Origin of the sequence: Brevundimonas sp. AJA228-03 (assembly GCF_017795885.1) — a bacterium.
Lineage (GTDB): Bacteria > Pseudomonadota > Alphaproteobacteria > Caulobacterales > Caulobacteraceae > Brevundimonas.
Window position 1 is genome coordinate 2,838,310 of record NZ_CP059297.1, and the last position, 24,745, is coordinate 2,863,054.

Below are 24,745 nucleotides of genomic sequence, written 5' to 3' on the forward strand. Positions count from 1 at the left end.
GCATGCAGGGTCGCAGTTACATCGGGATCTTCATCGCCCTGGGCGCGGCGGTCGGGGCCGGCATCGGCTATGCTGTCGGCAGCATCCTGATCGGCCTGATCATCGGGTTCACCCTGGGGATCGTCGTGGGCGTGGCGATGGATGCGCGGGGTGGCAAGCGAAGCGCGACACGCCGCAGTGACGATGGCGGAGACGCTGCGATCTTTCCCCTGATCATGGGCACGGGGAGCGACGGGCACGGGCACGGGCACGGGCACGGGCACGGCCGCGGCCACGGCGACAACGACAGTGGCTCGGACGGCGGTGGGGACAGTGGTGGCGGAGACGGCGGCGGCGGCGGCGGCGACTAGAGGCGGCCCATCCGCTTCAGAATGACCCGCGCCGCCCGGTCGGTCTCGGCCAGCGGTTGATAGGTCCAGGTCTCAAGCACGCCGTCGAAGGGTCGCGCCGCGCCGCGTTCGGCAAGGTCGGCGTGCAGTCGGGCGAACTTGCCGGGGGCCTTCCGCGCGATCATGGGCAGGATGTGGACGGGCTTGCCGGTCGAGGCGGCCTCGGCGGCCATATTGGCGCTGTCCTCGGTGACCAGGATGTGATCGGCCGTCTCCAGAAAAGCGAACATCGGATTGGGTCCGGTGCCGTCCCAGATCCAGCCGGGCAGATCGGACAGCCGCGTCGTGATCGCCGCGCGCGCCAGAGCCGGGGTGCGTCGCGAGAAGGTCAGCAACAGGGTGCCGCCGACGGCGCGCACTGCCGCCTCGATCCGGTCGGCCAGGGCCAGGGCGTGGTCCTCGGTCAGGTCGAAGGCCTTCGAACGTCCACCGATCAGGACCGCCACGCGCGGCCGGGACAGGGCATCCAGCCGGTCGGCGAAGGCGGGCGCTGCGGCAGCCAGGGCCCCGGGCGTGATCCGGTGTGGCGAACCGGTGATGGAGACGACATTCGGAGCGGTCAGGCCGTCGTGGGCCGGGGCCACGATCAGGTCGAATCCGGCCGGGTCGATGCGCGGGTCCTGGGTCTGGACGACGAAGGTGTGGCCATCGCCGAGGCGACGGGCCGCCAGCGACAGGGGCAGGGTCGCGCGGCCGGTGGCGATCCAAAGATCCGGCCAGGGCTGGCCATCGGCCGGGAAAGGCGCGTCACCGGCCGGGTCCAGCATCCCGGGCGACTTGAGGCCGACCGGCAGCCAGTCGAACGCCCGCCGCCAGCGGACGCGTTTCACGTTGATCTCTGCAGGCTTCAGGCGCGCGACGGCCTCGGCCAGGCCGAGCGCCTGATTTTCCATGCCGACCCGGCCGTCGGAGACGACCTGGATGCGAAGCGGGCCGGAGCCTATTTCCACTCGACCTTGAGGATTTCGTAGGCCTTCACGCCGCCGGGGGTGTTCACCTCGACCGTGTCGCCGACCGACTTGGAGATCATGGCGCGCGCGATGGGCGACGAGATCGAGATCTTGCCCTTCTTCACGTCGGCCTCATGTTCGCCGACGATCTGGTAACGGCCCTCTTCCTCGGTGTCCTCGTCGACCACGGTGACGGTCGCGCCGAACTTGACCTGGTCGCCGCTCAGCCTGGAGACGTCGATGACCTGGGCGCGGCTGATCTTGTCCTCGATCTCGGCGATCGATCCCTCGATCCAGCCCTGACGCTCTTTCGCAGCGTGATATTCGGCGTTTTCCGACAGGTCGCCGTGTTCGCGCGCCTCGGAAATGGCGGCGATCACGCTGGGCCGTTCCACCGACTTCAATTGCTTAAGCTGATCGTCGAGGGAGCGGTATCCCTCGGCCGTCATCGGCACTTTTTCCATGTGGTCGTGATTTTTCTGGGTTGTCGCCCGGTAAACCGGAGAGGGGACTGAAGAGAAACTCTGGCGAAAGCACTGGGTCGCTGGGCGCGCGCGACCGGCCGAAGAAACTAGGGCAGACCAACCGAAAACTCAAGGTGGGGTCAGGTGGCGAGTGGAGGCACCGCCCGGGGCGCACCTTCGGCGGCAACCCGGCTCACCCGGTCGCGGGTCAGGGCGTTGCGCGCCGCGCGGTAGACGATCCAGGCCACCAGGGCCGCGGCGAGCAGGGCTGCGAGACCGGACATCGCCGCGATGCCCATGGCGATGAAGGCCAGGAACAGGGCGACGGCGGCGGCCAGGACCGCACAGATGTGGTTCATTCGCAGGCGCATGGGCCGCTTAACGCCCGCCCGCCGCCATGGTTGCCGACCCGGCGACCGTCAGGCGTAGGCGTAGGGTCCGCCGCGTTCGAGCGCGCGCTGATAGGCCGGGCGTGCGTGGATGGCGGTCAGGAAGGCCTTGAGCCGGGGCTTGTCCTTGCCATAGGGCGCGCGACTGGCCCCGGCCTCCAGCGGGAAGCTCATCATGATGTCGGCAGCGCTGAAGCTCTCGCCCGCGAACCAGGCGGATTTGGCCAGTTCGGCCTCCCAGTAGGCCGTGTGGCTGGCGATCTGGGGGTCGATGAAGCCGGTCTGGGCCTTGTTCGAGATCGCCTTGACCAGTGGCCTGACCAGACCCGGCGACCGGGTCGGCAGCTGGCCGAAGATCAGTTTCAGCAGCAGGGGCGTCATGGCAGACCCCTCGGCATAGTGCAGCCAGTAGGTGAAGCGGCGCCCTTCCGGCGTGCCCGGCTGGGGTTTCAGCCCCCGCCCGGGATAGGCCTCCAGCAGATATTCGACGATGGCCCCGGTCTCGGCGACCACGATATCGCCGTCCTGGATCACCGGCGACTTGCCCAGCGGGTGGATGGCGCGCAGCTCGGGCGGGGCCAGCATGGTCTTTGCGTCGCGCTCGTAGCGCTTCACCTCATAGGGCAGGCCCATCTCTTCCAGCAGCCACAGCACGCGCTGCGATCGGGAGTTGTTCAGGTGATGGACGACGATCATGGTACGGCTCCGCTGACGACGCGTCACATTAGCGGAGTTGACGCCACGGAGCGCAAGCCCGGCGTCAGCCTGTCCGCCAGCACCGGACGCGCCCCCGGCTCACCGGCGTTGAAACCCTGCGCGGTTTCGCCCACACCATGGCGCATGACCACGCCCGAACCGCGCCTGACCAGTCTCGCCCACGGCGGGGGATGCGGCTGCAAGCTGTCGCCCGGCGTCCTGCGCGACATCCTGGCCGGAATGCCACAGGCGGCGGCCTTCACCAGCCTGATGGTCGGCACCGAGACCTCCGACGACGCGGCGGTCTGGCGGCTGAACGACACCCAGGCGCTGGTGGCGACCACGGACTTCTTCATGCCGGTGGTGGACGATCCGTTCGACTTCGGCCGGATCGCCGCGACCAATGCCCTGTCCGACGTCTATGCCATGGGCGGGCGACCGATCCTGGCGCTGGCGCTGGTCGGGATGCCGGTGAACGTGCTGTCGACCGGGACGATCGGACAGATCCTCGCAGGCGGGGCCAGCGTCTGCGCCGACGCCGGGATCCCGGTCGCGGGCGGCCACTCGATCGACAGCGTCGAGCCGATCTACGGGCTGGTTGCCCTGGGGCTGGTGCATCCCGACCGGGTGCGGACCAACCGGGGCGCACAGGTCGGCGACGTCCTGATCCTGACCAAGGGACTGGGCGTGGGCGTGCTCAGCGCGGCGCTGAAGCAGGGGCGGCTGGATCAGGCCGGCTATGCGACAATGCTCGCCTCGACGACCCGGCTGAACGCGGTCGGGGCCGATCTGGCGGAGGTCGATGCGGTCCACGCCCTGACCGATGTGACCGGCTTCGGTCTTCTGGGCCATGCGCTGGAGATGGCGCGGGGGTCCGGACGGGCGGTCGAGATCGAGGCGGGCGCGGTTCCTCTGCTGGACGGGGTCGAGGCCCTGGCGCGTGACGGCGTGCGGACCGGGGCCTCAGGGCGGAACTGGGACAGCTACGGCGCGGGCGTGGCCTTGCCGGGCGGGTTCGACGGCTGGCGGCGCGACCTGCTGACCGACCCGCAGACCTCCGGCGGCCTGCTGATCGCGGTGGCCCCCGACGCGGCCCCTGATGTTCTCGCCCGGGTCCGTGCGGCCGGCTTCGACCGGGCGGCGGTCGTCGGCCGGACGGTCGAGGGCACCGGGGTGCGGGTCGTTTGATCCGGCGCACGATCGATCTTTCGCCGACGGCCCGCGCCGGCTTCGACGCCATCCTCGATGTGCGCAGCCCCTCCGAGTTCGCCCTGGATCACATTCCGGGGGCCATCAACCTGCCGGTGCTGGACGACGTCGAGCGGGCCGAGATCGGGACCCTCTATGTCCAGTCGTCCAAATTCCTCGCCCGGCGCATCGGGGCGGCGAAGGTGGCGCGCAACATCGCCGCCCATCTGGACGGTGCGCTGAAGGACCGGGACGGCAGCTTTCGCCCCTTGGTCCACTGCTGGCGCGGCGGACAGCGCTCGGGGGCCATGGCGGCGGTGATGGACCAGATCGGCTGGCCGGTCACGGTGCTGGACGGCGGCTACATGACCTGGCGGCGCACGGTCCAGACGGCGCTGTATGGCGATGGCGCGGACCGGCAGGTCGTGCTCCTGGATGGCGGGACCGGTTCGGGCAAGACCGCGCTTCTGGCCCGGCTGGCGGAGCGCGGGGTTCAGGTCATCGATCTGGAGGGACTGGCAGCGCATCGCGGCTCCCTGTTCGGGGCGTTGAAGGGTCAACCACAGCCGTCGCAGAAGCTGTTCGAGAGCCGGCTGTTCGTGGCGCTCGAAGGGCTGGACCCGGGCCGCCCGCTGGTCGTCGAGGCCGAAAGCAGCCGCATCGGGGCCCGCACCGTGCCGCCCGCCCTGTGGGCCGCCATGGGCCGGGCGTCGGTGGTCGAACTGTCCGCTCCCGTGGCCGCCCGCGCCGCCTTCTCCGCCCGGGTCTATGCCGACATCGCGGCCGACCCGTCGGCGTTGGAGACCGCCCTGACCCGCCTGCCGCCGCACCATTCGAAAGAGACGGTGGCGGGCTGGAAAACCCTGGCGCGCGAGGGCCAGGTCGAGGCCCTGGCCGCCGCCCTCATCGCCGATCACTACGACCCCGCCTATCGCCGGATGGCGGCGCGGCGGGACCGGCCGGTGCTGGGCCGGGTGGAGATGGCGGAGGTGTCCGACGGGGCGCTGGACCGGGCGGCGGATCGTATGGTTGCAACCCTCTCCCCACAGACCGGCGAAGGCACTAGCGTCTCCTCATGACCCCATCGCGCACCCACTCCGTCCTGACCTCCCTCAGCCTGTGGGTGCTGATCGCCCTGGTCGGGGGCGTGGCCGCGGGGGCGGCGGCGCAGGCGTATGGCATTCCGGGCGGGACGGGGACCATCGCCGTCGTCGATGCCCTGGGTCAGCTATGGCTCAATGCACTCAGGATGACCATCATCCCGCTGGTCTTCAGCCTGCTGGTCACCGGCATCGCCTCTATCGCCGATGCGGCGGCCTCGGGGCGGCTGGCCTTGAAGGCGGTGCTGGTGTTCGCGGCCCTGCTGGTCGTCGCCACGGTCTGGGCGGTCGCCTCATCACTGGGGCTGCATATGCTGTGGCCGATCGACCCGGCGGGGGCCCGGGCCCTGATCGCCGGAGCGCCACCCGAGGCCGCGAGCGAGGTCGCGGGTAACGTCACCGGCGGCGGGTTCGAGGCCTTCCTGACGGGCCTCACCCCGTCCAATCCGATCCGGGCGGCCGCCGACGACGCCATCCTGGCCATCGTCGTCTTCGCCATCGCGTTCGGCTTCGCCACGACGAAACTGCCCGAGCGCCTGCGCCAGCCCGTGGCCCTGTTCTTCGAGGCCGTGGCCCAGACCATGATCGTCATCGTCCAGTGGGTGCTGGCCGTCGCGCCGCTGGGCGTGTTCGCCCTGGCCATGGGCGTGGGGTTGCGCGCCGGGCTCGGGGCCGCGGGCGTGCTGGGTCACTATATCGCCCTGGTCGTGCTCAGCCTGATCGGCCTGATCCTGCTGACCTATGGGATCGCCGTCGTGTTCGGCCGGATCAGCCTGTCGCGGTTCGCCTCGGCCGTCGCCCCGGCCCAGGTGGTGGCATTTTCCACCCAGTCGTCCCTGGCCTGTCTGCCGGTGATGGTGGAGCGGGCGACGACGCGGCTGGGGGTCTCGGCCCCGACGGCGGGTCTGGTCCTGCCGCTGGCGGTGGCGGTGTTCCGCATCACCTCGACCGTCGCCAACCTTGCCGTCGCCATCTATTGCGCCAAATTGTTCGGCGTCGCCCTGTCACCGCAGGTCCTGCTGGCCGGCAGCGTGGCGGCCCTCGCCATCAGCGTCGGCACCGTCGGCCTGCCCGGACAGGTCAGCTTCTTCGCCTCCATCGGCCCCATCTGTCTGGCCATGGGCATCCCGCTGCAGGTCCTGCCCCTGTTGCTGGCGGTCGAGGTCGTGCCCGACATCTTCCGCACGGTCGGCAACGTCACGGCGGACTTGGCGGCGGCGCGGATCGTGGAGGGCCGCGATGCCACCGCCGACCCCGAGGCGGCCTCGGGCATCTGATCGCCAGGCGGTCGCCCTTACGACCCCGCCTGCCCCATGCCATAAGTCCCAGACCACAACGACGGGGGCAGAAGATGAGGAAACGGCTGAAGGGATCGGCCCCGGCGCGCCGCCCCGACGCGCCCCTCCGGTCGGCCGAGACCGAACTGATCTGCCATGTGCGCGACGGCTGGGCCCCGCGCATCGCGCCCGCCTCACCGCGCCGCGACTGGATGACCGCGACGCCCGAGAGCTTCGCCTATCGCTGCCTGCCCCTGGCCGTCGCCAACACCCATGGCTGGGAGGTGCTGAACCCTTGCGGCTTTTCCGCCCGCTGGCACGGCGGCGACCATGCCGGGGCGGTCGAGATCGTGCTGGATCCGGGGGCGGACAAGTCCAGGGCCCCGAACGCCCTGTTCGGCAGCGGCACGTTGACGTTTCACGTCGACGGCATCTTCCGCACGTCGGAGGGCTGGAACCTGTGGGTCGGCGGCCCGCCCAACGCCATGAAGGACGGCATCGCCCCCATGGGGGGCGTGATCGAGACCGACTGGTCGCCCTACACCTTCACCATGAACTGGCGCTTCACCCGGCCCGACGTCTGGATCCGGTTCGAGGAGAACGAGCCCTTCTGCTTCTTCTTCCCCACGCCGCGCGGCGTGCTGGAACGGCTGAAGCCCGAACTGCGCCCGATGGAGGACGACCCCGAGCTGCTGGCCTCGTTCGACGCCTGGCGACAGGCGCGGCTGGACTTCCAGGACTGGGTCAAGCGGACCCAGCCCAAGACCCCGGCCGACCAGTGGCAGAAGCTCTACTACCGCGGCCTGCACCCCGACGGCACGCCCGGCCCGGCCGACCACGAATCAAAGCTTCGCCTGTCCCCCTTCCGCCAGACCGGCTCGCGCCGCGTCTGCCCGGCCGGGCGGGGGGAGGGGGAGAAGGGGTAGAGGCGCGAGGCCGGCCTGGAGCCGGATCGGCTGAGGTCGAACCGCTTCGCGGTTCTGCCTCAAGCGATCATGTTCTAGCGACGCGCCTTGCGGGCGGCGTAGCGGGCGTCGCGTGCGGCCTTCTGCTCTTCCTTGGTGAGTTGCTTGCGCTCCTTGCGAGCGGCGCGCTTCTCGGCCTCTTTGGCCTCCTCGGTCTCGCGCATGGCAGCCAGACGGGCTTCTTCACGCTCCTGCCTGATGCGGCGTTCCTCGGCCTTTGCGGCCTCGTGCTGCAGGCGCAGGGCTTCTTTTTCCGCCGCGCGCTTTTCGGCCAGACGGTCGAACTCGGGGTCGGTCACGGTCGGCTTGGGCTTGAACTTGGCCAGCAGCGCCTTCTTGGCCTCCTGCTGGGCCGTGATGCGGTCGTTGAAGCCGGTCTGTTTCAGATCTCTCATGCGGGCGGTCGGTCGTCCTTCGAGGGTTTGGGTCGCCCGTCCGGATCAGCCGGACGACGCGATCAGGATGCGTCACGGCATCCGGCGGTCGGCAAACCCGAAACGGCGGCAAAAATCAAGCGCGCAGCCATTTATGGAACCGCTTTCGGCGCGGTTCCTGGGCGACCGTCGCGCCGGTGTCGCAGGCAGGCCGACGCATATGGGAAGCCGCCTGCGATGATCCAGTGGCGGTCGGCACGCGACGGAGCCAGATCAGTCCGGCCTGCTGGCCTGACCGACGGCGGTTCCGGCCGCGCCACCGACCGCCGCGCCCACGGGTCCTGCCACAACGGCTCCGGCCACGGCACCCGTGGCCGCGCGCTGTTCGATCGTCTGGCCACAGGCGGCGAGCGGCAGGGCGAACAGGGCCATGGAGGCAAGGATGGCGCGGTGCATGGTCTGGGTCCTTCCGGGAATGACGGGCTCGAAACGCCGGATCACGGCACAGGTTCCACGCCCCGGACCGGGCTCCAGTTCGCATGAGCGAGCGAAAGGCATCGAATACAATAAAGGGCGGCCACCAGAGTGGTTTTTTCAATTCCGTTAATCGCTCCACGAAGGCTCTGTGCATCAGGATACAGATTTGAATACGAAAACCATTGGCCTGTTCATAAGGTGGTGCCGATTCACCTCACCCTGGTCGAAAACTGGTCGTCGGATGCTGCGCTGCAGTACGGAGTTGCGAATCAAACACATTGGTGCCATAAACGGATGGCTTAAGGCGATTTCTTCGATGGCTTGGCGTTCACCGAGCCTCGATTCGCAAACCGGACCGCGACACACCATTTCGCCCGGTTCTGCAGACGACCAAGGGGCAGCTTCCCGCCCTGTTGAATAGGACGACGCCTTTGATCCATCCCTCGCAGACGCGTGCGATCTCGCGCGCCGATCGTGTGGCCCGGATTCGGCCCATGACGGCGGCAGCGATGTTCGGCGGCGTCCTGGGGCTGGGAATCGGCTGTGCCTATCTGGGCGGCACCGTCGCGAAGGCGACGACCGTGCGTGCCCAGGCCGAACGGCTCGAGGGGGCGACTTCCGCCGGCTTCACCGAGGAAGCCCTGGCCGCTGCCGCCGGAGGTCTGGACGCCAGCGCCCTGGCCATTGCCCGTCGTCACGATCCGTACACCGTGGCCGGCTCCGCCCAGCGTGACCGCCAGGCCGAACTGCTGACCGCCCGCCTGGAGCAGCTTCGTCCGCAGCGTATGGATGCCGGTCTGCGACGCGCCAGCCTGTCGGACGCCCCGCGGCCCTTCCACCTCGGCAACGCCCTCGATGACAGCCGTGACCTCGAATGCCTGACCCAGGCGGCCTACTATGAGGCGCGCGGCGAGGGTGCCGACGGAATGCGCGCCGTGGCCCAGGTCGTGCTGAACCGCGCGCGCCATGCGGCCTTCCCGAACAGCATCTGCGGCGTCGTCTTCCAGGGAGCCGGCCGTCGGGTCGGCTGCCAGTTCAGCTTCACCTGCGACGGCTCGATGCGCGGCACCGTCAACCGCGTTGCCTGGAACCGGGCGCGCTCGATCGCCTCGGCGGCCCTGTCCGGCTCGGTCTATGCCGGCGTCGGCAATGCGACCCATTTTCACACCACAGGCGTCTCGCCGTCGTGGCGGAACTCGCTGATGCGTGTCGGCCAGGTCGGCAATCACGTCTTCTACCGCTTCGGCGGTCGCTCGGGCACCACCAGCGCCTTCGCCTATCAGACGCGGCCATCGAGCGGCGGCGAGATGCAACACACCGTCTATGCCGGCATCGACCCCTCGACCAGCCTGCGTCAGGCGGGCGAGGCGATCGCCTATACGGCCCTCGTGGCTCAGGAAAACCTGGCGTCCGGCACGACATCGGCCCCGGCCACTCAGGCCCCGGCGATCCAGCCTGCATCGCCCCCGGTTCAGGCACCGACCGCCCCGGCCACGACACCGGCCCAGGTCCAGCCCGCCACCACGCCGAAGGCCTGATCGGTCGCGCGCCTGCCGGTCCGGAACGTGCCATCGCACGACCCCGGACCGATGTCAGACCGCGTCCAGACCGATATCCAGTACCGATGCCGAATGGGTGAGCGCGCCCACCGAGATCACGTCCACGCCCGTCTTGGCAATGCCCCGCACGGTCGACAGATTCACACCGCCGGACGCCTCCAGCACCACCCGGTGTCCGCCACCTCGCCTCCGCCGCTCCGCCTCGGCCAGCATCGCCAGGTCGAAATTGTCCAGCATGATGACGTCCGGCCCCCGACCCCCGGCGACCATCCCGAGGGCGACGTCCAGCTGATCCAGCCCGTCCACCTCGACCTCGATCTTCATCAGGTGGCCGACATGCGCGCGCGCGGCCGTGATCGCCGCCTCCACGCCGCCGCAGACGGCGATGTGGTTGTCCTTGATGAGGATGGCGTCATCCAGGCCGAAGCGGTGATTGATGCCCCCGCCACAGCGCACCGCGTGTTTCTCCAGCGCGCGCAGGCCGGGCGTGGTCTTGCGCGTGTCCGCGATCCGCGCCCCTGTACCGGCCACCGCCTCCACATAGGCCCGCGTCAGAGTGGCGATCCCGCACAGCCGTCCCAGCAGGTTCAGCGCCGTGCGCTCCGCCGACAGAAAGGCCCGCGCGTCCGCCTCGACCTCGGCCAGCACGGCCCCTGCCTCGAACGCGTCCCCGTCCTGCATCCGCAGGTCGACGGACGCATCCGGGTCGATCTCCAGCACGGTCAGCCGCACGCAATCGATGCCCGCCAGCACGCCTGGCTTCCTCGCCGCAAAGACCGCCCGCATCCGCGCGCCGTCCGGGATACAGGCCGCCGCCGTCACATCGCCGGCCCGGCCCAGGTCTTCGGCCAGTGCGGCGCGCACGATCGGCAGGATCAGGATATCGGGAAGCGACGGGATCATTCCGCCGCCATCGCCTCGATCTCTGCCCGACACAAGCGGGTGTGCCGCGCCACCGACGCCGTGTCCGGGTAGTCGATGCGATAATGCCCGCCCCGGCTCTCGTGCCGGGCCAGGGCCGCCTCTACGATCAGTCGGGCCGCGACCAGGGCCGGTGCCGCCCCGCAGGTCGCCTCCAGCCGGTCGATGAGCGCGATCTGACGCCGCAGGCCGTCGCCGTTGCGGACCACGCCGCAGTTGGCGCTCATGCCCGCGCGGAGTTCCAGCATCGCCTCGGCCGGCAGGTCGTCGATCACCACCCCGACGACAACCGGCCCGGTCCCGGCCATCATGGTCGCCGCCAGCCGCCCCGTCCGGCGCCCGAACGCGGCAGCCTCAAGCAGGGAGTTGGACGCCAGACGGTTGGCACCATGGACCCCTGTTGCCGCACATTCCCCGACCGCGAACAGGCCCGGCAGGCTGGTACGTCCGTCCGGGTCCGCGCCGATTCCGCCCATGTGATAGTGAGCCGCCGCCGCCACCGGGATCGGTGTCGTGCGTGGGTCCAGCCCGGCCTTCATACAGGCGGCGAACACGGCCGGAAATTCGGTCGGAAAATGCGCGCCGATCGCCCGGGTCGCATCCAGCAAGGCCCCGCGCCCGGCCGTCCGCGCTGCGTGGACCGCACGGGCCACGATGTCGCGCGCCTTCAGATCCGCATCCGGTGCCTCGCCCAGCAGGAAACGTCCCTCCCCGTCGATCAGCCGCGCGCCCTCGCCCCGCAGCGCCTCGGTCGCCAGCGGCATGGGGTCCAGGCCGACATCGATGGCCGTGGGGTGGAACTGCACGAACTCCGGATCGAGGATTTCGGCCCCCGCCGCCCAGGCCAGGGCCATGCCCTCGCCCTTCAGCGCGGTCGGGGTCGTCGTCGCCCCGAACAGCCCGCCAGCGCCGCCGGTCGCCAGCACCACGGCCGGGGCCAGCACCTCGACCAGGGTCCCGCCCGGATGCTCGATCACCGCGCCGCGCACCCGGCCGGTCTGGTCCTGGATCAGCGACCTCAGACGCGCGTCCTCCCACACCGTGATGTGCGTCGCCGCCCGGACCGAGTCGACCAGGGCCGACAGGATCGCCCGCCCGGCGCCGTCGCCGCCGACCCGCGCCACCCGCGCCTTCGAATGGGCCGCCTCCAGGCTGACGGAGAACTCGCCCGCCGCGTCCCGGTCGAACGGTGCGCCCAGAGACGCCAGCCATTCGACCGTCGAACGGCCCTCGTCCGTCAGGACCTCGGCCGCATGGTGGTCGACCAGACCGGCCCCGGCCGCCTCGGTGTCCTTCAGATGCAGCGCAGGTGCGTCGTCCCTCGACAGGGCCGCCGCCACGCCGCCCTGCGCCCAGGCGCTCGAGGCGGCTTCCAGCAGGGGGGCCGGACTGATGACCAGAACGGGTCGCGGCGCGGCCGCCAGCGCGGCCGACAGGCCGGCCAGCCCGCCGCCGATGATCAGCGGTCCATCGTGCACGATCCGGCTCATTGGTCGAAACCGATGAAGCGGGCGGCGATGGACAGAGCCTCGCCCGGAGAGCCGTCCGCGATCGGCAGCAGCACGCCGATCGCCGCGCCCAGACAGGCCGCCCCGGTCAGCAGGAACAGGCCCAGGGACCTCGCCGCCTCGGGCCAGGTCAGCTTTGTCTCGCCCGGCCGCCACGCGCCACGCTGCAGCGACCCGAACACGGCAAGGCCCAGAAAGATGGCCAGGATCCAGCGCCCGGTGGACACGCCCCACCAGACCGCCAGACCGCCTATCGCAATCAGCGCCGCCTTCTCGACCATCGGATCGATCCGGGCCAGCACGGGGCCGAGCGCCTTCGATCCATCTAGCGGCGGCGCGGGGGCCAGGTTCACCAGATTGATCATGGCGATGAAGAAGGCCCCCAGCATCCAGGCATCGTCGCCGGTCGCGAGCCACACGCCCACCACCGGCAGGATCGCCAGCAGGCCGAACGCCGGCCCCGCCAGCGCCACCAGCACCCCGTGCCATTCGCTGTCGGGGTTCCGCTGCCCCCGCGCCAGCCCGCCGAGGAAGGGGATGATGTAGATCTTCGCCGGTCCCATCCCCAGCCGGTTCATCGCCAGAACGTGTCCGTACTCGTGCACGAACAGGCCGAAGATCGCCGCCACTGCGACGACCCAGCTGCCTGTGGTCAACCAGATGAACCCGCCCAGCAGCAGGGTCGATCCGATCGCCCAGGGCAGGCTCTGTCCCTTGTCGATCGGCGGTGCACCGGGGCTGGAGGCGGGCACGGCCGTTTCGGCGCTGACACCCGGTGTTGCCGCGCGCCCGTCGCGCGCACCCCAGGGACCGATCTCGCTCATATCAGCTCCACCGACACATGGTGCCGGGCCTTGACCATGTCATAGCGCGCCGGCACCGACGGCGGCGGCAGGTCGATCATCCGCTGCACGGCCAGGGCGGCGGGCGCGATCAGTTCCTGCGGCACCGTCACCTCGAAGCGCATGTCCCGCAGGCAGTCGCGGATATTCGTCAGGGTGATCCGCTTCATATAGGGGCACAGGTTGCACGGCCCGATGAACTGGACCTCGGGCACGTCGCCCTTGATGTTGGCCGCCATCGAGCATTCAGTGATCAGCACCACCTGACGCGGCTTTCTCGTGGTGATGTAGTCGGTCATCGCTGCCGTCGATCCGGCGAAGTCCGCAGCCGCCAGCACGTCCTCCGGGCATTCCGGGTGGGCCAGGATCTCGGCACCGGGATACGCCTGACGCATCTCCTCGATGTCGGCGGCGCGGAACCGCTCGTGGACGATGCAGCGACCCTTCCAGGCGATGATGCCGACCGTCGTCTGGGCGGCGACATTGCGCGCCAGGAACTCGTCAGGGATCAGGATGACCTTGTCGACGCCCCATTGTTTCGCTGCCCATTCCACCACCTGAACGGCGTTGGCGGATGTGCAGCAGATGTCGGTCTCGGCTTTCACGTCGGCCGTGGTGTTCACATAGGTGACGACCGGAATGCCGGGATAGCGTTGCTTGATCAGACGCACGTCCGCCCCCGTGATCGCCTCGGCCAGCGAGCAGCCGGCCTTCAGGTCGGGGATCAGCACGGTCTTGTCGGGACTCAGGATCTTGGACGTCTCGGCCATGAAGTGCACGCCCGCCTGCACGATCACCTTCGCACTGGACTTCGCCGCCTCCTTGGCCAGGCCCAGGCTGTCGCCGACATAGTCGCCGACCCCGTGGAAGATCTCGGGCGTCATATAGTTGTGCGCCAGGATGACCGCGTCGCGTTCGCGCTTCAGGGCGTTGATCTCGGAGATCAGTCGCGCCTGATCCGGCCACTCCATCGGCGTGACGAAGTCCTTGACCTTGGCCCAGACCGGCGCGGTCTCCTCGGCGATCTTGCGATCCAGCTGCAGACTGACGACCAATGCGGCCTCCCGACCCTTATGCTCAAAGTTAGCATAACTGCGAGCAATATAGGCCGATGACGGACGGGTGCAAGGGCGGGTGAACGACCGATCGGGCGCGCCCTGACCCACAGTCGTCCGGACGAAATTCGGTCATGTGAGGGAAATCCGTTCGCAAATGCGCCGTGGGCGAGATAGTTCCTCCACGGAACCCCTGCCTGATCGTCCTCCCATGCAAGAAACCCTCCGCCGGATCCTGACCGCCCGCGTCTATGACGTGGCGATCCAGACACCGCTCGACCCCCTGCCCGGCCTGACCCGACGGCTTGGACGCGCCGTGCTGCAGAAGCGCGAGGACCTGCAGCCGATCTTCTCGTTCAAGATCCGCGGGGCCTACAACAAGATCGCCGGTCTGTCCGGCCCGGAGCTGGCGCGCGGCGTCATCTGCGCCTCGGCCGGCAACCATGCCCAGGGCGTCGCCTTCGCCGCCCGGAAGCGGGGCGCGACCGCCACCATCGTCATGCCGGTCACCACCCCGCCCATCAAGGTCGCGGCCGTGCGCGCCCTGGGTGGCGACGTCATCCTGCATGGCGACGCCTTCGACGAGGCCTTCGCCGAGGCCAGCCGCATGGCCGCAGACGACGGCGCGGTCTTCATCCACCCTTTCGACGACCCCGATGTGATCGCAGGCCAGGGCACGGTGGGGCTGGAGATCATGCGTCAGCACTCCGGGCCGATCGAAGCCATCTTCGTGCCCGTCGGCGGCGGGGGTCTGGCCGCCGGGGTCGCGGCCATCGTCAAATTCCTCCGGCCCGGAACGAAGGTCATCGGCGTAGAGCCCGTCGACGCCGCCTGCATGCAGGCCGCCATCGCAGCGGGCGAGGTCGTGACCCTGAACCAGGTCGGCCTGTTCTGCGACGGTGTGGCCGTGCGTCAGGCGGGAACCGAGACCTTCCGCCTGTGCAGGGACCTGCTGGACGACATCGTCACCGTCGACAACGACGCCATCTGCGCCGCCATCAAGGACATCTTCGACGACAGCCGCGCCGTGGCCGAGCCGTCGGGGGCGCTCGCACTGGCAGGCCTTAAGGCCTGGGCCGCCGCCCATCCGGATGCCGACGGGGGTGCCCTGATCGCGGTCAACTCCGGGGCCAACGTCAATTTCGATCGCCTGCGCCACATCGCCGAACGCGCCGAGATCGGCGAGGGCACCGAGGCCCTGCTGGCCGTGGCCATGGCCGACGACCGCGCCGTCTACAGCCGCTTCCTGTCCGCGCTCGACGGCCGCTCGGTGACCGAGTTCAACTACCGCTGGTCGGGCGAAGGTCGCGCCCACATCTTCGTCGGGGTCGCCCTGAAGCAGGGTCCGCACGAGAAGGACGATCTCATCTCAACGCTGCGGTCCGGCGATTACGCTGTCGAGGACATGAGCGACAACGAGACCGCCAAGCTGCATGTCCGCCACATGGTCGGCGGCCGCGCCACCGGCCTGCCGCACGAACGGATCCTGCGCTTCGAATTCCCCGAGCGCCCGGGGGCCTTCCTGCGCTTCCTGAACAGTCTTAAACCCGCCTGGGCCCTGACCCTGTTCCACTACCGCAACCACGGCGACGACGTCGGCCGGGTGCTGGCAGGCATTTCCGTCCCGCCCGCCGAACAGCCCGCCCTGACCACCGCCCTGGCCGAGCTGGGCTATCCCTATGTCGACGAGACCGACAACCCGGCGACGAAACTGTTCCTGGAGGCGGTGTAGATTTCGAGGATCGTCATCCTCCGGCAAGCCGCGCCTTCGCGGCGCAGACCGGGGGACACATTGTCATCCTCCGGCCGATCGAAGATCGGACCGGGGGAGGCGCGCGCGAGCGCGAACCTGCCGCGGACTCCGTATCAACGGCCTGCTTGAACAAATCGCCTTCGGCGCCGCTGGGTCCCCCGGTCTCGCTACGCTCGCCGGAGGATGACGAAGGTCACAACACCACCCCCTCATGCGCCAGCAGCCACCGCTTGCGCTCCAGCCCGCCCGCATAGCCTGTCAGCGTCCCGTTGGCCCCGATCACCCGGTGGCACGGCACGATCACCGCGACCGGATTCTGTCCGTTCGCCAGCCCGGCCGCCCGCACCGCCTTCGGCGACCCCACCGCCGCCGCCAGCTGGCCATAGCTGCGGGTCTCGCCCGCCGGGATGGCGCGCAGTGCGGCCCAGACCGCCGTCTGGAACGCCGTCCCCGCCGTCCGGACCGTCAGCCCGTCCAGCGCCGTCGCATCGCCCGCGAAATAGGCCTCGACCGCCCCCCGCACCGTCTCCGGCGCGCGGCCCATCTGCAGCGTCGCGCCGGGCGCGTGCCGTCCCAGCAGCCGCATCATCCGGGGCTCAAAGTCGACGAAGTCAAGCGCCCGCACGGCACCGTCCGCATCGGTGACCAGCAGCACCTCGCCCACCGGCGTCGCGATCCGGTCCAGGGTCAGGGTCTCAGGCTGCGCGTTTTTCATCGTCTCTCTCCATCAGGTCCGCGCCCGTGATCCCGGCCAGGCCGAGATACAGCGCCCCATAGGCCCGCCAGGGTCGCCATTGCTCTGCCCGTGCCACGAGCGTCGCATCGCTCAGTCGGTCCGACGGCGCATCCTCGCCCGCATCCACCCAGTCGCCCGGCAAGCGCAGCCCCGGCCGCGCCTCGACCAGGGGCCTCAGCACCGGATCGGTCGACAGGTCGCGTGTGATCGCCTCGGGGTCCGCCGACAGGTCGAACACCCGCCGCACCCGCGCCAGCACACCGGGCAGGGCCTTCAGGTCCGAGGCCTCCACGCGCACCTCCAGCCGCCCCGGCGGGCCGGGCGTCGCCGTCACCCGCCCCGTCGCCCCGTCGATCGCCGCATCCAGCTCACGCGACCAGACCCGGCTTGCCGGCCTGTCATCCCGGACCTGATCCGGGGCCCGTGCCATCAGCGCCTCAAACATCGCGTCCCAGTCATAGGGCGGACGATAGCTGAGGCTCAGCTTCACGCCTCCGTCCGACACCCGGTCCTTGCCCCGCCGCAGCGCCGACGGTGGCCGCCCGTACAGCGCCTGAAACGTCTCGTTGAACCGCCGCACCGATCCGAAGCCGGACGCCAGCGCCACCTGCGCCATCGACAGATCGCTCTCCTGGATCAGGGCCTTGGCCAGCAGCACACGCCGCGTCTGGGCCACGCTGACCGGCGCGGCGCCCAGATGCTGGCGGAACAGCCGCCTCAGCTGCCGCTCCCCGACCCCCAGCCGCCCGGCCAGGGCATCCACATCGTCCTCATCCAGAGCCCCCTGTTCGATCAGGCTCAGCGCCCGGCTGACGGTGTTGGAGGTGCCGCGCCAGGCCCCCATGTCAGGAGCCGTCTCCGGCCGGCAGCGCAGACAGGCCCGGAACCCCGCCTCCTCCGCCGCCGCCGCCGTGACGACGAAGATCATGTTCTCCCGGTTCGGGGTCCGCGCCGGACAGACCGGCCGACAATAGATGCCCGTCGTCTTCACGCAGCCGAAGAACCGCCCGTCGAACCGGGCATCCCGCGTCAGGGCCGCGCGGTAGCAGGCCTCCTGATCGAGCGGTTCGGTGCGCATTTCCATGCCGCGAAGATGACCCGGGACACCGCCGATGTCTCGCGGTTTTCGGACTTATCCTCCCCCGCCCTTCGCGGGGGAGGGGGACCGCCCGAAGGGGGGTGGAGGGGGCGGGAGCCGGCACCGCGTCCGGGGTTGCGCCCTCCCCCGTTCCGCTCCGCTACTCGGGTGAGGACTGGAACAGTCGTCCCACGTTCTTCGCCACCTTCCACACCAGGCTCAGCCCCATGATGGCCAGCCACCAGGTCATGCCCAGGGACAGGGTCGAGGCGATGCCGGCCAGGTCGCGTGGCCCGTCGCCGATCGTCCGCAGCCGGTCGAGGTCCAGCATGGTCATGTCGCCCGCGATCCGGGCGCTGTCGGCCCCGACGGAAAGGGTGAACCAGTCGCTCGCCTGAAAGATCATCCAGATCAGCCACAACCCGAACGCCGCCATCAGGATGTTCAGCCCCGCCCGCATCCGGACCGCCGGCGGCCGGATGATTGTGAACAGCGCCACCCCCATCCGCGCCAAGGCATAGACGAGGATCGGCACGAACAGGGTCGCCCAGATCGTCGCCGGGCTCAGCGTCGCATTCTCTCCGTCGATGGAGATGACGCCTGCCGTCCCGGGGAAATGCACGATCCCGAGCCACCACAGGGCGAACATCCCCATGGCGATGAAGGTGAAGGCCGCATTGCCGACGTCGTTGCCGCCGCCGCCCAGATGCACGCCGAACGGAACCGTGGACCGGCGCCCATCGCTGCGCGCCTGCATCCGCTCGCCCGCAGACTTGGCCGCCATGCCCCAGGTCGAGGGGTCCGACAGGCCGAACGCGCCCAGATCCTTGACCCGCCAGTCGGTCAACCATTTCGGCCGGATGGCGTAATGCTCCATCACGGCCCCCGCGAGTGTCAGCGCCCCGATCAGCGTCAGGGCCGCACCGAAGAAGCCGTGGAAGGCCTGGGCGATGTCCTGGCCGAAGTTCGCGGACCCGCCGATCAGCCGGATCAGCAGACCGAGCGCGAACACGGCCCCGAGGATCAGCAGCCCCGCCTTGGCGCCGTACAGCCAGTAGGGAAACAGCTCCGGCCCGATCAGACTGTCCGGCCCCTTCCGGTACCGCGCGGCCACCACCAGCGGATGGCCGATCTCCTTCAGGATCGCCTCGCGCTCGTCATCGGTCAGCGGCCGCGCCTTCTCCGCCTCGCGCGCCTCGACGCGGCTCAGGATCAGGTCCCTCAGCTCGGCGATGATGTCGTCGCGTTCCTCGACCGGCAGCTGGGCCGCGACGGCCTCCAGATAGCGATCGATCATGTCTTCGGTCCTGGCGTTCATGACGCTCCCCTCAAATCCGAAATGTCAGAGAATCTTGTCGAGCGAGACGCTGATCGCCCGCCACTCGTCGCCCAGACGGGCCAGCAGCTGCACGCCCAGGGGCGACAGCACATAGAAGCGCTTCTTCCGCTTCTCCTCCTCGCGCCATTCGCTGTTCAGCAGGCCCTGGCTCTCCAGCCGGCGCAGCAGCGGATAGAGGGTCGATTCCTCCATCTCCAGCCCGTCGGCAGCCAGGGCCTGACGCAGCGTATAGCCGTACCGCTCGGTCCGGAGACAGGCGAGCACCGCCAGCACCAGCGACCCGCGCCGCAGCTCCAGCCGCATCGATTCAAACAGGTCGGCGTCGACGGTCACGCGCTTGGTCCTTCACGTCACATAGTGTGTGACACACAGTGTATGCCGCATACTGTGTGAGGGAGTCAAGCGCTCGACGGCGATACCCGCAACAATGCCAAAGTTGAAAAACTCGAGAAATTCGTCAAACTGTCGGAATGGCCATCACCATCTCATCCGGCGATTTCCTGAAAGCCTATGGCCGCATCAGCGAAGCCGCCCTCACTGAACCCGTCTCGATCACCAGCCATGGTCGCGAGCGGTTGGTGCTGTTGTCCGCTGCTGAATATCGCAGGCTCAAGGCCAATGATCGCCAGCCACTCTATCCGTGGGAACTGGACGAAGCATCCCTGGCGGCATTGGCAGCCTCGGAGGCTCCCGCCGAGGCGCGCGCTTTCGATGTCGAGCTGGACTAAGGCTTGGTGCTTCCCCGGCCCGTCCCCGGCCTCGTCGTCTGCTATGCCTACCTCTGGCGTGACGAGGCCCTGCGTGGCCGACAGGAAGGCCGAAAGGACCGGCCCTGCGTGATCGTGCTTTCGGTCGAGGATCGCGACGGGCAGACCATCGTCACGGTCGCACCCGTCACCCACGCTCCGCCTCGCTACCCCGACAGCGCCGTCGAGATTCCGGCCGCCACCAAGGCCCGTCTCGGCCTCGACGGAGACCGTTCGTGGATCGTGGCCGCCGATCTCAATCGCTTCGTCTGGCCCGGCGTCGATCTGCGACCGATCCGACGCGGCTCTGGCACCTATGCCTACGGCCTTCTGCCCGATGCCCTGTATCGACGCCTGAAGGATCGCGTCCTGAGGCTCGCCCGGTCTGGCCGCCTGGCTCAGACATTCCGGAATGACTGAAGGAACCCCTCACTCCACCAGGTAGAACAGCCTCTCCACAGTCGTCCCCAGCGCCCTGGCCAGCGACAGGGCCAGCAGGGTCGAGGGCACGAAGACGCCGTTCTCCACCGTGTTGATGGTCTTGCGCGACACGCCTGCGCGGTCGGCCAGCTCGGCCTGGGTCAGTCCGGCTTCGGTCCGGATTTCCTTCAGCCGCGACCCCAGACGCGGATCACCCATCCTTGCCCGCCTCGCGGTCCAGCCACGCGAAGCGCAATGCCGCCGATGCCACCGCTAGACCCAGGGCAGGCGGCAGGGCCATGAGTCCCCAGGCGGGTTGGACCATTGTGAGTGCAAGCGCCGCCGTGACCCCGGCCAGAAGCACAAAGAAGGCCAGCATGAGCGACTGCGCCCGCATGTTCCGCGAAAGCTCATCGTTCAGCCAGCGGCGGTTGATCCGCGATCGATAATCCCAACCCATCAGGACGAGGGGCACCAGCCACACGTAGGTCAGCACCACGCCGAGCGCCCGTCCGTCATGCGGCGGGCTCGCCCCGATCATCAAGCGCCCGATCTCCAACGACGACGGTACGGAAAACACGACCAGAACGAGCGAATAGATCAGCAGGGTCCACACCCTGAGACGCTGGGCCCCTTCGGCCCGGCGCGGATCCATGGCCCGCCGCCTTGCCGCCGCGCTCTGATAGGTGAACAGCAGCATCAATCCCGCGATCACCAGCATCGCAAAACCGGTTCCGATCGCGACGTTCGTCCATCGACCGTCGATACCGGGTGCCAGGCCGTGATCCAGAGGATCGCCATAGGCGTCGCGCAAGGTCACGCCCACGACCAGCAGACAAACACCAAGGCCGATAAGGAGGCCGCTTGCCTTCTGGAGAGTGGATCGCAGATCAGCCATCGTTCTGCCCCGCCTCGCGGTCCAGCCAGACGAAGCGGATGGCGGCGGTCGCCCCGGCGGCCGACAGAACCAGCGGCAGAGACGCGATCCCCAGGTCCTGTCGCCACAACCCCAGCCCCAGAGACGCCGTCACGCCAGCCATCAGGGCGATAAAGGCCCACGACATGGCCCGCGCGCGCAGCACCCGGGTCAGTTCGTCCTCCAGAAACTTCCTTTCCTTGCGGGTCTGCCCGTCCCACCCCATCACGATCGCGGTCGCCATCCAGGCGTAAAGCACGGGCAGCACCATGTGCAGGTAATCACCCGTGTCTCCCGTTCGCCGGATGATGTTCCCGGCCGCCGGAATGGCCTGGATCAGGAAGAAGAACGCCAAAACCGGAAACACCCAGAGCTGTCGCGACCGCTGGGTCTGCAGGCGCTCGCGCTTGATGGACCCGCCCGGATCGTCCCCGATGGCCCTGGCCGCAATGTGGATCCACAGCATGACGGCACCGCCCAGCACCAACGCTATTCCCACGCCCGCCAAGATGCCGAAGTTGGTTGCGACGTCCCCATCCTTGTCACTGCCGCCGATGAAGCCGGTCACGGCCGCCACAATGCCCAGCCCCATCAGCGCGATCAGCCATCGCGACTTCCTTGCGAACGCCTCATCCGCCTTTTTGAAGCTGCTTTCAGCCACGTCCATCTCTCCGAGCTCTACATGTCACCTTGGGGTTACATATCACCTATGGGTTACATCCGGTCAAGCCCCGGTTTCCTTTTTCGCCGACCCGGCTAGGGTGACGACAGTTACGGGGATCCATCCATGCCGACCGCCTTCCGCCGCCTCGCAGGGTCATGCCTCGCGCTTCTCGTCGCCCTCGGCGGCCCCGCCCTGGCCCAGACCCCCGTCCGGGTCCCTGCCCCTGTCGCCGCCTCGCCCCTGATCGCGGGCACGACCTTCGACCCGGCCGTCCCGACGGTGCGTGCCGTCCTCGGCTATGACAGCGGCGACTGGATCACCCGCCCGTCGGATGTCCGCCGCTATTTCGAGGCCCTGGCCGCCGGGTCGCCCGACCGGATGGTCATCGGCGAGTATGGCCGCACGCACGAGGGCCGCCCCCTGTGGTGGGCCGCCGTCGGCTCGGCCCGGAACATCGCCCGCCTTGACCAGATCAAGGCCAATGCCCGCGCCCTGGCCGATCCGCGCGTCACCTCTCCGGCCCAGGCACAAGGCCTGATCGCAGACCAGCCCGTCCTGGTCTGGATGGCCTATTCGGTCCATGGCGACGAGATCAGCCCCGCCGATGCCGCCATGGCTGCTGCCCACCACCTGCTGGCCAGCCGCGATCCGGCCGTCCAGGCCTGGCTGGCCAACACCGTCGTCGTCGTCGTTCCGACCCAGAACCCGGACGGCCGCGACCGCTTCCTGAACAGCTTCTACGGCGGCTTCGGCACCACGCCGAACCCCGACGCCCTGTCGGCCGAACGCGATCAGCCCTGGCCCGGCGGGCGCTACAATCACGACCTGTTCGACCTGAACCGCGACTGGTTCATCCAGACCCAGCCGGAGACGCAGGGCCACGCCGCCCTGGTCCTGGACTGGCAGCCCCAGGTCATGGTCGATAGCCACGAGATGGGCACCGACGCCAGCTTCTTCTTCCCGCCCGAGGCCCAGCCCCTGAACCCGCTGATCTTTCCGGCGACGCTGGAAAGCCGCGAACTGATCGGCCGCAACACCGCCCGGCGCTTCGATGCGGCCGGCGTCGATTACTTCAACCGTCAGGTCTACGACGCCTTCTACCCCGGCTATGGCGACGGCTGGCCCGCCTATCTGGGCGTGGTCTCCATGACCTATGAACAGGGCTCCGCGCGGGGCCTGGCCGCCCGTCGCTCGTCCGGCGAGATCCTGACCTATCGCGACACCGTCCGGCATCACCTGATCGCGAGCCTGTCGACGATCGAGGCCGCCAGCGCCAACCACGACCGGCTGCTGAACAACGCCTATGCCTTCGGCCGCGACGGGGTCGAGGGCGGGCGCGGGGCCTTCATCCTGTCGGCCAATCCGTCCGATCCGGGCACCGTGGATCGGCTGGCGGGCCTGCTGACCCGTTCGGGTCTGGAGGTCGGCCAGGCCGGTGCCGCCTTCACCGCCTGCGGCCAGTCCTATGCCGCCGGTTCCTATGTCGTAAACCTCGGCCAGCCGCGGCGCCGCATGGCCGAGGTGCTGCTGTCGAAGGACGTGCCGCTCTCCGCCGACTTTCTGGCCGAACAGGAGCGGCGGCGCGCGCGCGGCCTGGGCGACCAGATCTATGACGTCACCGCCTGGTCCCTGCCGCTGATGTTCAATGTGCCCTCGGCCCGCTGCGCATCGGCACCGTCGATCGCCACCACCCCGGCCGGTCGCGACCTCGTCCGCCCCGCCGCCATCGCCGGGCCTTCCGCAGCCTTCGGCTATCTGGTCGAGCCGGGCTCGGCGGGCCTGAAGCTGATGGTCGCCGCCGTCCGGCAGGGCATAACGCTCCGCTCCATGGAGCACGGCTTCACCAAGGACGGTCGCCGATGGCCGTCGGGCACGATGGTCATCCCCCGCGCCGGCAACCCCGCCGATCTGACAGAGACCCTGACCACCCTGGCCGCCACCACGGGCGCCCGCATCACCGGGGTGGCCGACAGCTGGGTCTCCGACGGCCCCGGCTTCGGCTCGTCCGACGCCGTGCTGGTCCGCGCGCCCCGCGTCGCCCTGGCCTGGGACGATCCCACCGACCCCTCCGCCGCCGGGGCGGCCCGCTATATCGTCGAGCGCGAGTTCGGCTATCCGGTCACCGCCATCCGCACCGCCAACCTGTCCTCGGCCGATCTGTCGGCCTTCCAGGTCCTGATCCTGCCGTCCGGCGGCGGCTATGCCGACACCCTGGGCGAGGACGGCGTCACCGCCCTGCGGGCGTGGGTCGAGCGTGGCGGGACCCTGATCTCGCTCGGCCGCGCCACCCGACTGCTGACCGCGGAGGACTCAAAGATGCTGGCTTCGCGCCGTCAGGACGCGGCGGGCGAGGAGGCCGCGGACGACGAGGCCGACGCCACCGTCATCGCCGATGCCTCAGACTACCATGCCCTGATCCTGGCCGGCGGCGGCCCACCCGACAGCGTCGCGGGGGCCCTGCTCAGGGCCGAGGTCGATCCCGAACACTGGCTCTCGGTCGGCATGGCGTCCAGCGTCAATGTCCTGGTCCAGGGCGGCGACATCTACAGCCCCCTGACCCGGGGCCAGGGCACCAATGTCGTGCGCTTCTCGGGCCCGGACGACCTGGTCCAGTCCGGCCAGATCTGGGAGCAGAACCGCCGCCAGCTGGCCTTCAAGCCCTTCGTCATGAGCGAGAGCCTGGGCAGCGGCCAGCTGGTCGCCTTCACCCAGGACCCGACCGTGCGCGGCTATCTGGAGGGCCTGAAGCCCCTGCTGATCAACGCCATCTTCCTCGGCCCGGCCCATAGTTCGCCGCGCTGGTAGGCGGCAATCCTCCCCCGGCGGGGGAGGTAGCGCGGCGCCTCTTCGCGCCGTGACGGAGGGGGCTCGCCGCGAACAGGCGAACTGTGGCTGGCCCCTCCACCCCCGAGCAAGCGCTCGGCGGTCCCCCTCCCCCG

General features: G+C 69.4%; 27 protein-coding genes. 10 read left to right on the forward strand and 17 right to left on the reverse strand.

Going from position 1 to position 24,745, the window contains the following annotated elements; translation table 11 throughout:
* The first annotated feature begins 2 nt into the window (after positions 1 to 2).
* Positions 3 to 350: a hypothetical protein gene (locus tag HZ989_RS14155; RefSeq protein ID WP_209321437.1), complete on the forward strand. Its 348-nt coding sequence runs from the start codon at positions 3 to 5 to the stop codon at positions 348 to 350.
* On the opposite strand, the gene HZ989_RS14160 is transcribed toward HZ989_RS14155, so the two are convergent.
* The 4 genes from HZ989_RS14160 to HZ989_RS14175 form a co-directional block, all read right to left on the reverse strand.
* Positions 347 to 1,339: a mitochondrial fission ELM1 family protein gene (locus HZ989_RS14160; protein ID WP_209321438.1), complete on the reverse strand. Its 993-nt coding sequence runs from the start codon at positions 1,337 to 1,339 to the stop codon at positions 347 to 349. The two genes, HZ989_RS14155 and HZ989_RS14160, sit on opposite strands and share 4 nt — an antisense overlap.
* Positions 1,330 to 1,803, reverse strand: a complete 474-nt coding sequence (gene greA, locus HZ989_RS14165; protein WP_209321439.1) for a transcription elongation factor GreA — start codon at positions 1,801 to 1,803, stop codon at positions 1,330 to 1,332. The genes HZ989_RS14160 and greA overlap by 10 nt, the downstream gene beginning before the upstream one ends.
* 140 nt (positions 1,804 to 1,943) lie before the next feature.
* The gene (locus HZ989_RS14170) at positions 1,944 to 2,162 is read right to left on the reverse strand and encodes a hypothetical protein (RefSeq protein ID WP_209321440.1); all 219 of its coding nucleotides are present in this window, start codon (positions 2,160 to 2,162) and stop codon (positions 1,944 to 1,946) included.
* 60 nt (positions 2,163 to 2,222) lie between these two features.
* Positions 2,223 to 2,888 (reverse strand): glutathione S-transferase family protein, encoded by a 666-nt coding sequence (locus HZ989_RS14175; protein ID WP_209321441.1) that lies wholly within the window; start codon positions 2,886 to 2,888, stop codon positions 2,223 to 2,225.
* 144 nt (positions 2,889 to 3,032) lie between these two features.
* Between HZ989_RS14175 and selD the strand changes: the two genes are divergently transcribed.
* The 4 genes from selD to HZ989_RS14195 all read left to right on the forward strand — a co-directional run bounded on the left by selD (position 3,033) and on the right by HZ989_RS14195 (position 7,379).
* Positions 3,033 to 4,076: a selenide, water dikinase SelD gene (gene selD / locus HZ989_RS14180; RefSeq protein WP_209321442.1), complete on the forward strand. Its 1,044-nt coding sequence runs from the start codon at positions 3,033 to 3,035 to the stop codon at positions 4,074 to 4,076.
* Entirely contained in the window at positions 4,073 to 5,155 is a 1,083-nt protein-coding gene (gene mnmH, locus HZ989_RS14185) for a tRNA 2-selenouridine(34) synthase MnmH (protein WP_209321443.1), read from the forward strand. The genes selD and mnmH overlap by 4 nt, the downstream gene beginning before the upstream one ends.
* Complete coding sequence (locus tag HZ989_RS14190) at positions 5,152 to 6,453, forward strand: dicarboxylate/amino acid:cation symporter (protein ID WP_209321444.1); 1,302 nt, start codon at positions 5,152 to 5,154, stop codon at positions 6,451 to 6,453. The genes mnmH and HZ989_RS14190 overlap by 4 nt, the downstream gene beginning before the upstream one ends.
* Before the next feature lie 74 nt (positions 6,454 to 6,527).
* Entirely contained in the window at positions 6,528 to 7,379 is an 852-nt protein-coding gene (locus HZ989_RS14195; RefSeq protein WP_209321445.1) for a DUF6065 family protein, read from the forward strand.
* Positions 7,380 to 7,453: 74 nt separating this feature from the next.
* On the opposite strand, the gene HZ989_RS14200 is transcribed toward HZ989_RS14195, so the two are convergent.
* Both HZ989_RS14200 and HZ989_RS14205 read right to left on the reverse strand, forming a co-directional pair.
* A complete protein-coding gene (locus HZ989_RS14200; RefSeq protein WP_209321446.1) occupies positions 7,454 to 7,813 on the reverse strand; it encodes a DUF6481 family protein in 360 nt (119 codons plus the stop codon).
* A gap of 252 nt (positions 7,814 to 8,065) precedes the next feature.
* Entirely contained in the window at positions 8,066 to 8,248 is a 183-nt protein-coding gene (locus HZ989_RS14205) for a hypothetical protein (RefSeq protein WP_209321447.1), read from the reverse strand.
* 515 nt (positions 8,249 to 8,763) lie between these two features.
* Here HZ989_RS14205 and HZ989_RS14210 point away from each other — a divergent pair.
* The gene (locus tag HZ989_RS14210) at positions 8,764 to 9,807 is read left to right on the forward strand and encodes a cell wall hydrolase (RefSeq protein ID WP_209321448.1); all 1,044 of its coding nucleotides are present in this window, start codon (positions 8,764 to 8,766) and stop codon (positions 9,805 to 9,807) included.
* A gap of 54 nt (positions 9,808 to 9,861) precedes the next feature.
* On the opposite strand, the gene nadC is transcribed toward HZ989_RS14210, so the two are convergent.
* From nadC to nadA, 4 genes are read right to left on the reverse strand one after another with little or no spacing between them, the layout of a single operon-like run.
* The gene (gene nadC / locus HZ989_RS14215) at positions 9,862 to 10,731 is read right to left on the reverse strand and encodes a carboxylating nicotinate-nucleotide diphosphorylase (RefSeq protein WP_209321449.1); all 870 of its coding nucleotides are present in this window, start codon (positions 10,729 to 10,731) and stop codon (positions 9,862 to 9,864) included.
* Complete coding sequence (locus tag HZ989_RS14220; protein WP_209321450.1) at positions 10,728 to 12,239, reverse strand: L-aspartate oxidase; 1,512 nt, start codon at positions 12,237 to 12,239, stop codon at positions 10,728 to 10,730. Before HZ989_RS14220 ends, nadC begins: the two co-directional genes overlap by 4 nt.
* A complete protein-coding gene (locus HZ989_RS14225; RefSeq protein ID WP_209321451.1) occupies positions 12,236 to 13,081 on the reverse strand; it encodes a metalloprotease in 846 nt (281 codons plus the stop codon). Before HZ989_RS14225 ends, HZ989_RS14220 begins: the two co-directional genes overlap by 4 nt.
* On the reverse strand, positions 13,078 to 14,154 hold the full coding sequence (gene nadA, locus HZ989_RS14230; protein WP_209321452.1) for a quinolinate synthase NadA: 1,077 nt from the start codon (positions 14,152 to 14,154) through the stop codon (positions 13,078 to 13,080). The genes HZ989_RS14225 and nadA overlap by 4 nt, the downstream gene beginning before the upstream one ends.
* Before the next feature lie 211 nt (positions 14,155 to 14,365).
* Between nadA and ilvA the strand changes: the two genes are divergently transcribed.
* Positions 14,366 to 15,886, forward strand: a complete 1,521-nt coding sequence (gene ilvA, locus HZ989_RS14235) for a threonine ammonia-lyase, biosynthetic (RefSeq protein ID WP_209321453.1) — start codon at positions 14,366 to 14,368, stop codon at positions 15,884 to 15,886.
* A gap of 214 nt (positions 15,887 to 16,100) precedes the next feature.
* Here the strand turns inward: ilvA and HZ989_RS14240 are convergent, their stop codons facing one another.
* The 4 genes from HZ989_RS14240 to HZ989_RS14255 all read right to left on the reverse strand — a co-directional run bounded on the left by HZ989_RS14240 (position 16,101) and on the right by HZ989_RS14255 (position 19,393).
* A complete protein-coding gene (locus HZ989_RS14240; protein WP_209321454.1) occupies positions 16,101 to 16,622 on the reverse strand; it encodes a methylated-DNA--[protein]-cysteine S-methyltransferase in 522 nt (173 codons plus the stop codon).
* Positions 16,603 to 17,727, reverse strand: coding sequence for a bifunctional transcriptional activator/DNA repair enzyme AdaA (locus HZ989_RS14245; RefSeq protein WP_209321455.1), 1,125 nt, complete (start codon positions 17,725 to 17,727; stop codon positions 16,603 to 16,605). Before HZ989_RS14245 ends, HZ989_RS14240 begins: the two co-directional genes overlap by 20 nt.
* 154 nt (positions 17,728 to 17,881) lie before the next feature.
* Positions 17,882 to 19,039: a hypothetical protein gene (locus HZ989_RS14250; RefSeq protein WP_209321456.1), complete on the reverse strand. Its 1,158-nt coding sequence runs from the start codon at positions 19,037 to 19,039 to the stop codon at positions 17,882 to 17,884.
* Positions 19,040 to 19,063: 24 nt separating this feature from the next.
* The gene (locus tag HZ989_RS14255; protein WP_209321457.1) at positions 19,064 to 19,393 is read right to left on the reverse strand and encodes a PadR family transcriptional regulator; all 330 of its coding nucleotides are present in this window, start codon (positions 19,391 to 19,393) and stop codon (positions 19,064 to 19,066) included.
* A 137-nt stretch (positions 19,394 to 19,530) separates the two neighbouring features.
* Between HZ989_RS14255 and HZ989_RS14260 the strand changes: the two genes are divergently transcribed.
* Positions 19,531 to 19,788: a type II toxin-antitoxin system prevent-host-death family antitoxin gene (locus tag HZ989_RS14260; protein WP_209321458.1), complete on the forward strand. Its 258-nt coding sequence runs from the start codon at positions 19,531 to 19,533 to the stop codon at positions 19,786 to 19,788.
* 6 nt (positions 19,789 to 19,794) lie between these two features.
* Entirely contained in the window at positions 19,795 to 20,226 is a 432-nt protein-coding gene (locus tag HZ989_RS14265; RefSeq protein WP_245162542.1) for a type II toxin-antitoxin system PemK/MazF family toxin, read from the forward strand.
* A gap of 9 nt (positions 20,227 to 20,235) precedes the next feature.
* Here HZ989_RS14265 and HZ989_RS14270 read toward each other — a convergent pair whose 3' ends face one another.
* The 3 genes from HZ989_RS14270 to HZ989_RS14280 form a co-directional block, all read right to left on the reverse strand.
* On the reverse strand, positions 20,236 to 20,445 hold the full coding sequence (locus HZ989_RS14270) for a helix-turn-helix transcriptional regulator (protein WP_209321460.1): 210 nt from the start codon (positions 20,443 to 20,445) through the stop codon (positions 20,236 to 20,238).
* On the reverse strand, positions 20,438 to 21,040 hold the full coding sequence (locus HZ989_RS14275) for a hypothetical protein (RefSeq protein ID WP_209321461.1): 603 nt from the start codon (positions 21,038 to 21,040) through the stop codon (positions 20,438 to 20,440). Before HZ989_RS14275 ends, HZ989_RS14270 begins: the two co-directional genes overlap by 8 nt.
* A gap of 76 nt (positions 21,041 to 21,116) precedes the next feature.
* Positions 21,117 to 21,803: a hypothetical protein gene (locus tag HZ989_RS14280; protein WP_209321462.1), complete on the reverse strand. Its 687-nt coding sequence runs from the start codon at positions 21,801 to 21,803 to the stop codon at positions 21,117 to 21,119.
* Between the two features lie 126 nt (positions 21,804 to 21,929).
* Between HZ989_RS14280 and HZ989_RS14285 the strand changes: the two genes are divergently transcribed.
* Positions 21,930 to 24,611, forward strand: coding sequence for a M14 family zinc carboxypeptidase (locus HZ989_RS14285; RefSeq protein ID WP_209321463.1), 2,682 nt, complete (start codon positions 21,930 to 21,932; stop codon positions 24,609 to 24,611).
* Positions 24,612 to 24,745: the final 134 nt, after the last annotated feature.

Bases quoted from the DNA above. Each gene is read 5' to 3' on its own strand.
- HZ989_RS14155 (WP_209321437.1), top strand. From the start codon at position 3: ATGCAGGGTCGCAGTTACATCGGGATCTTCATCGCCCTGGGCGCGGCG.
- greA (WP_209321439.1), bottom strand. From the start codon at position 1,803: ATGGAAAAAGTGCCGATGACGGCCGAGGGATACCGCTCCCTCGACGAT.
- HZ989_RS14170 (WP_209321440.1), bottom strand. From the start codon at position 2,162: ATGAACCACATCTGTGCGGTCCTGGCCGCCGCCGTCGCCCTGTTCCTG.
- HZ989_RS14175 (WP_209321441.1), bottom strand. From the start codon at position 2,888: ATGATCGTCGTCCATCACCTGAACAACTCCCGATCGCAGCGCGTGCTG.
- selD (WP_209321442.1), top strand. From the start codon at position 3,033: ATGACCACGCCCGAACCGCGCCTGACCAGTCTCGCCCACGGCGGGGGA.
- HZ989_RS14190 (WP_209321444.1), top strand. From the start codon at position 5,152: ATGACCCCATCGCGCACCCACTCCGTCCTGACCTCCCTCAGCCTGTGG.
- HZ989_RS14195 (WP_209321445.1), top strand. From the start codon at position 6,528: ATGAGGAAACGGCTGAAGGGATCGGCCCCGGCGCGCCGCCCCGACGCG.
- HZ989_RS14200 (WP_209321446.1), bottom strand. From the start codon at position 7,813: ATGAGAGATCTGAAACAGACCGGCTTCAACGACCGCATCACGGCCCAG.
- HZ989_RS14205 (WP_209321447.1), bottom strand. From the start codon at position 8,248: ATGCACCGCGCCATCCTTGCCTCCATGGCCCTGTTCGCCCTGCCGCTC.
- HZ989_RS14210 (WP_209321448.1), top strand. From the start codon at position 8,764: ATGACGGCGGCAGCGATGTTCGGCGGCGTCCTGGGGCTGGGAATCGGC.
- nadC (WP_209321449.1), bottom strand. From the start codon at position 10,731: ATGATCCCGTCGCTTCCCGATATCCTGATCCTGCCGATCGTGCGCGCC.
- HZ989_RS14220 (WP_209321450.1), bottom strand. From the start codon at position 12,239: ATGAGCCGGATCGTGCACGATGGACCGCTGATCATCGGCGGCGGGCTG.
- HZ989_RS14225 (WP_209321451.1), bottom strand. From the start codon at position 13,081: ATGAGCGAGATCGGTCCCTGGGGTGCGCGCGACGGGCGCGCGGCAACA.
- ilvA (WP_209321453.1), top strand. From the start codon at position 14,366: ATGCAAGAAACCCTCCGCCGGATCCTGACCGCCCGCGTCTATGACGTG.
- HZ989_RS14240 (WP_209321454.1), bottom strand. From the start codon at position 16,622: ATGAAAAACGCGCAGCCTGAGACCCTGACCCTGGACCGGATCGCGACG.
- HZ989_RS14245 (WP_209321455.1), bottom strand. From the start codon at position 17,727: ATGGAAATGCGCACCGAACCGCTCGATCAGGAGGCCTGCTACCGCGCG.
- HZ989_RS14250 (WP_209321456.1), bottom strand. From the start codon at position 19,039: ATGAACGCCAGGACCGAAGACATGATCGATCGCTATCTGGAGGCCGTC.
- HZ989_RS14260 (WP_209321458.1), top strand. From the start codon at position 19,531: ATGGCCATCACCATCTCATCCGGCGATTTCCTGAAAGCCTATGGCCGC.
- HZ989_RS14270 (WP_209321460.1), bottom strand. From the start codon at position 20,445: ATGGGTGATCCGCGTCTGGGGTCGCGGCTGAAGGAAATCCGGACCGAA.
- HZ989_RS14285 (WP_209321463.1), top strand. From the start codon at position 21,930: ATGCCGACCGCCTTCCGCCGCCTCGCAGGGTCATGCCTCGCGCTTCTC.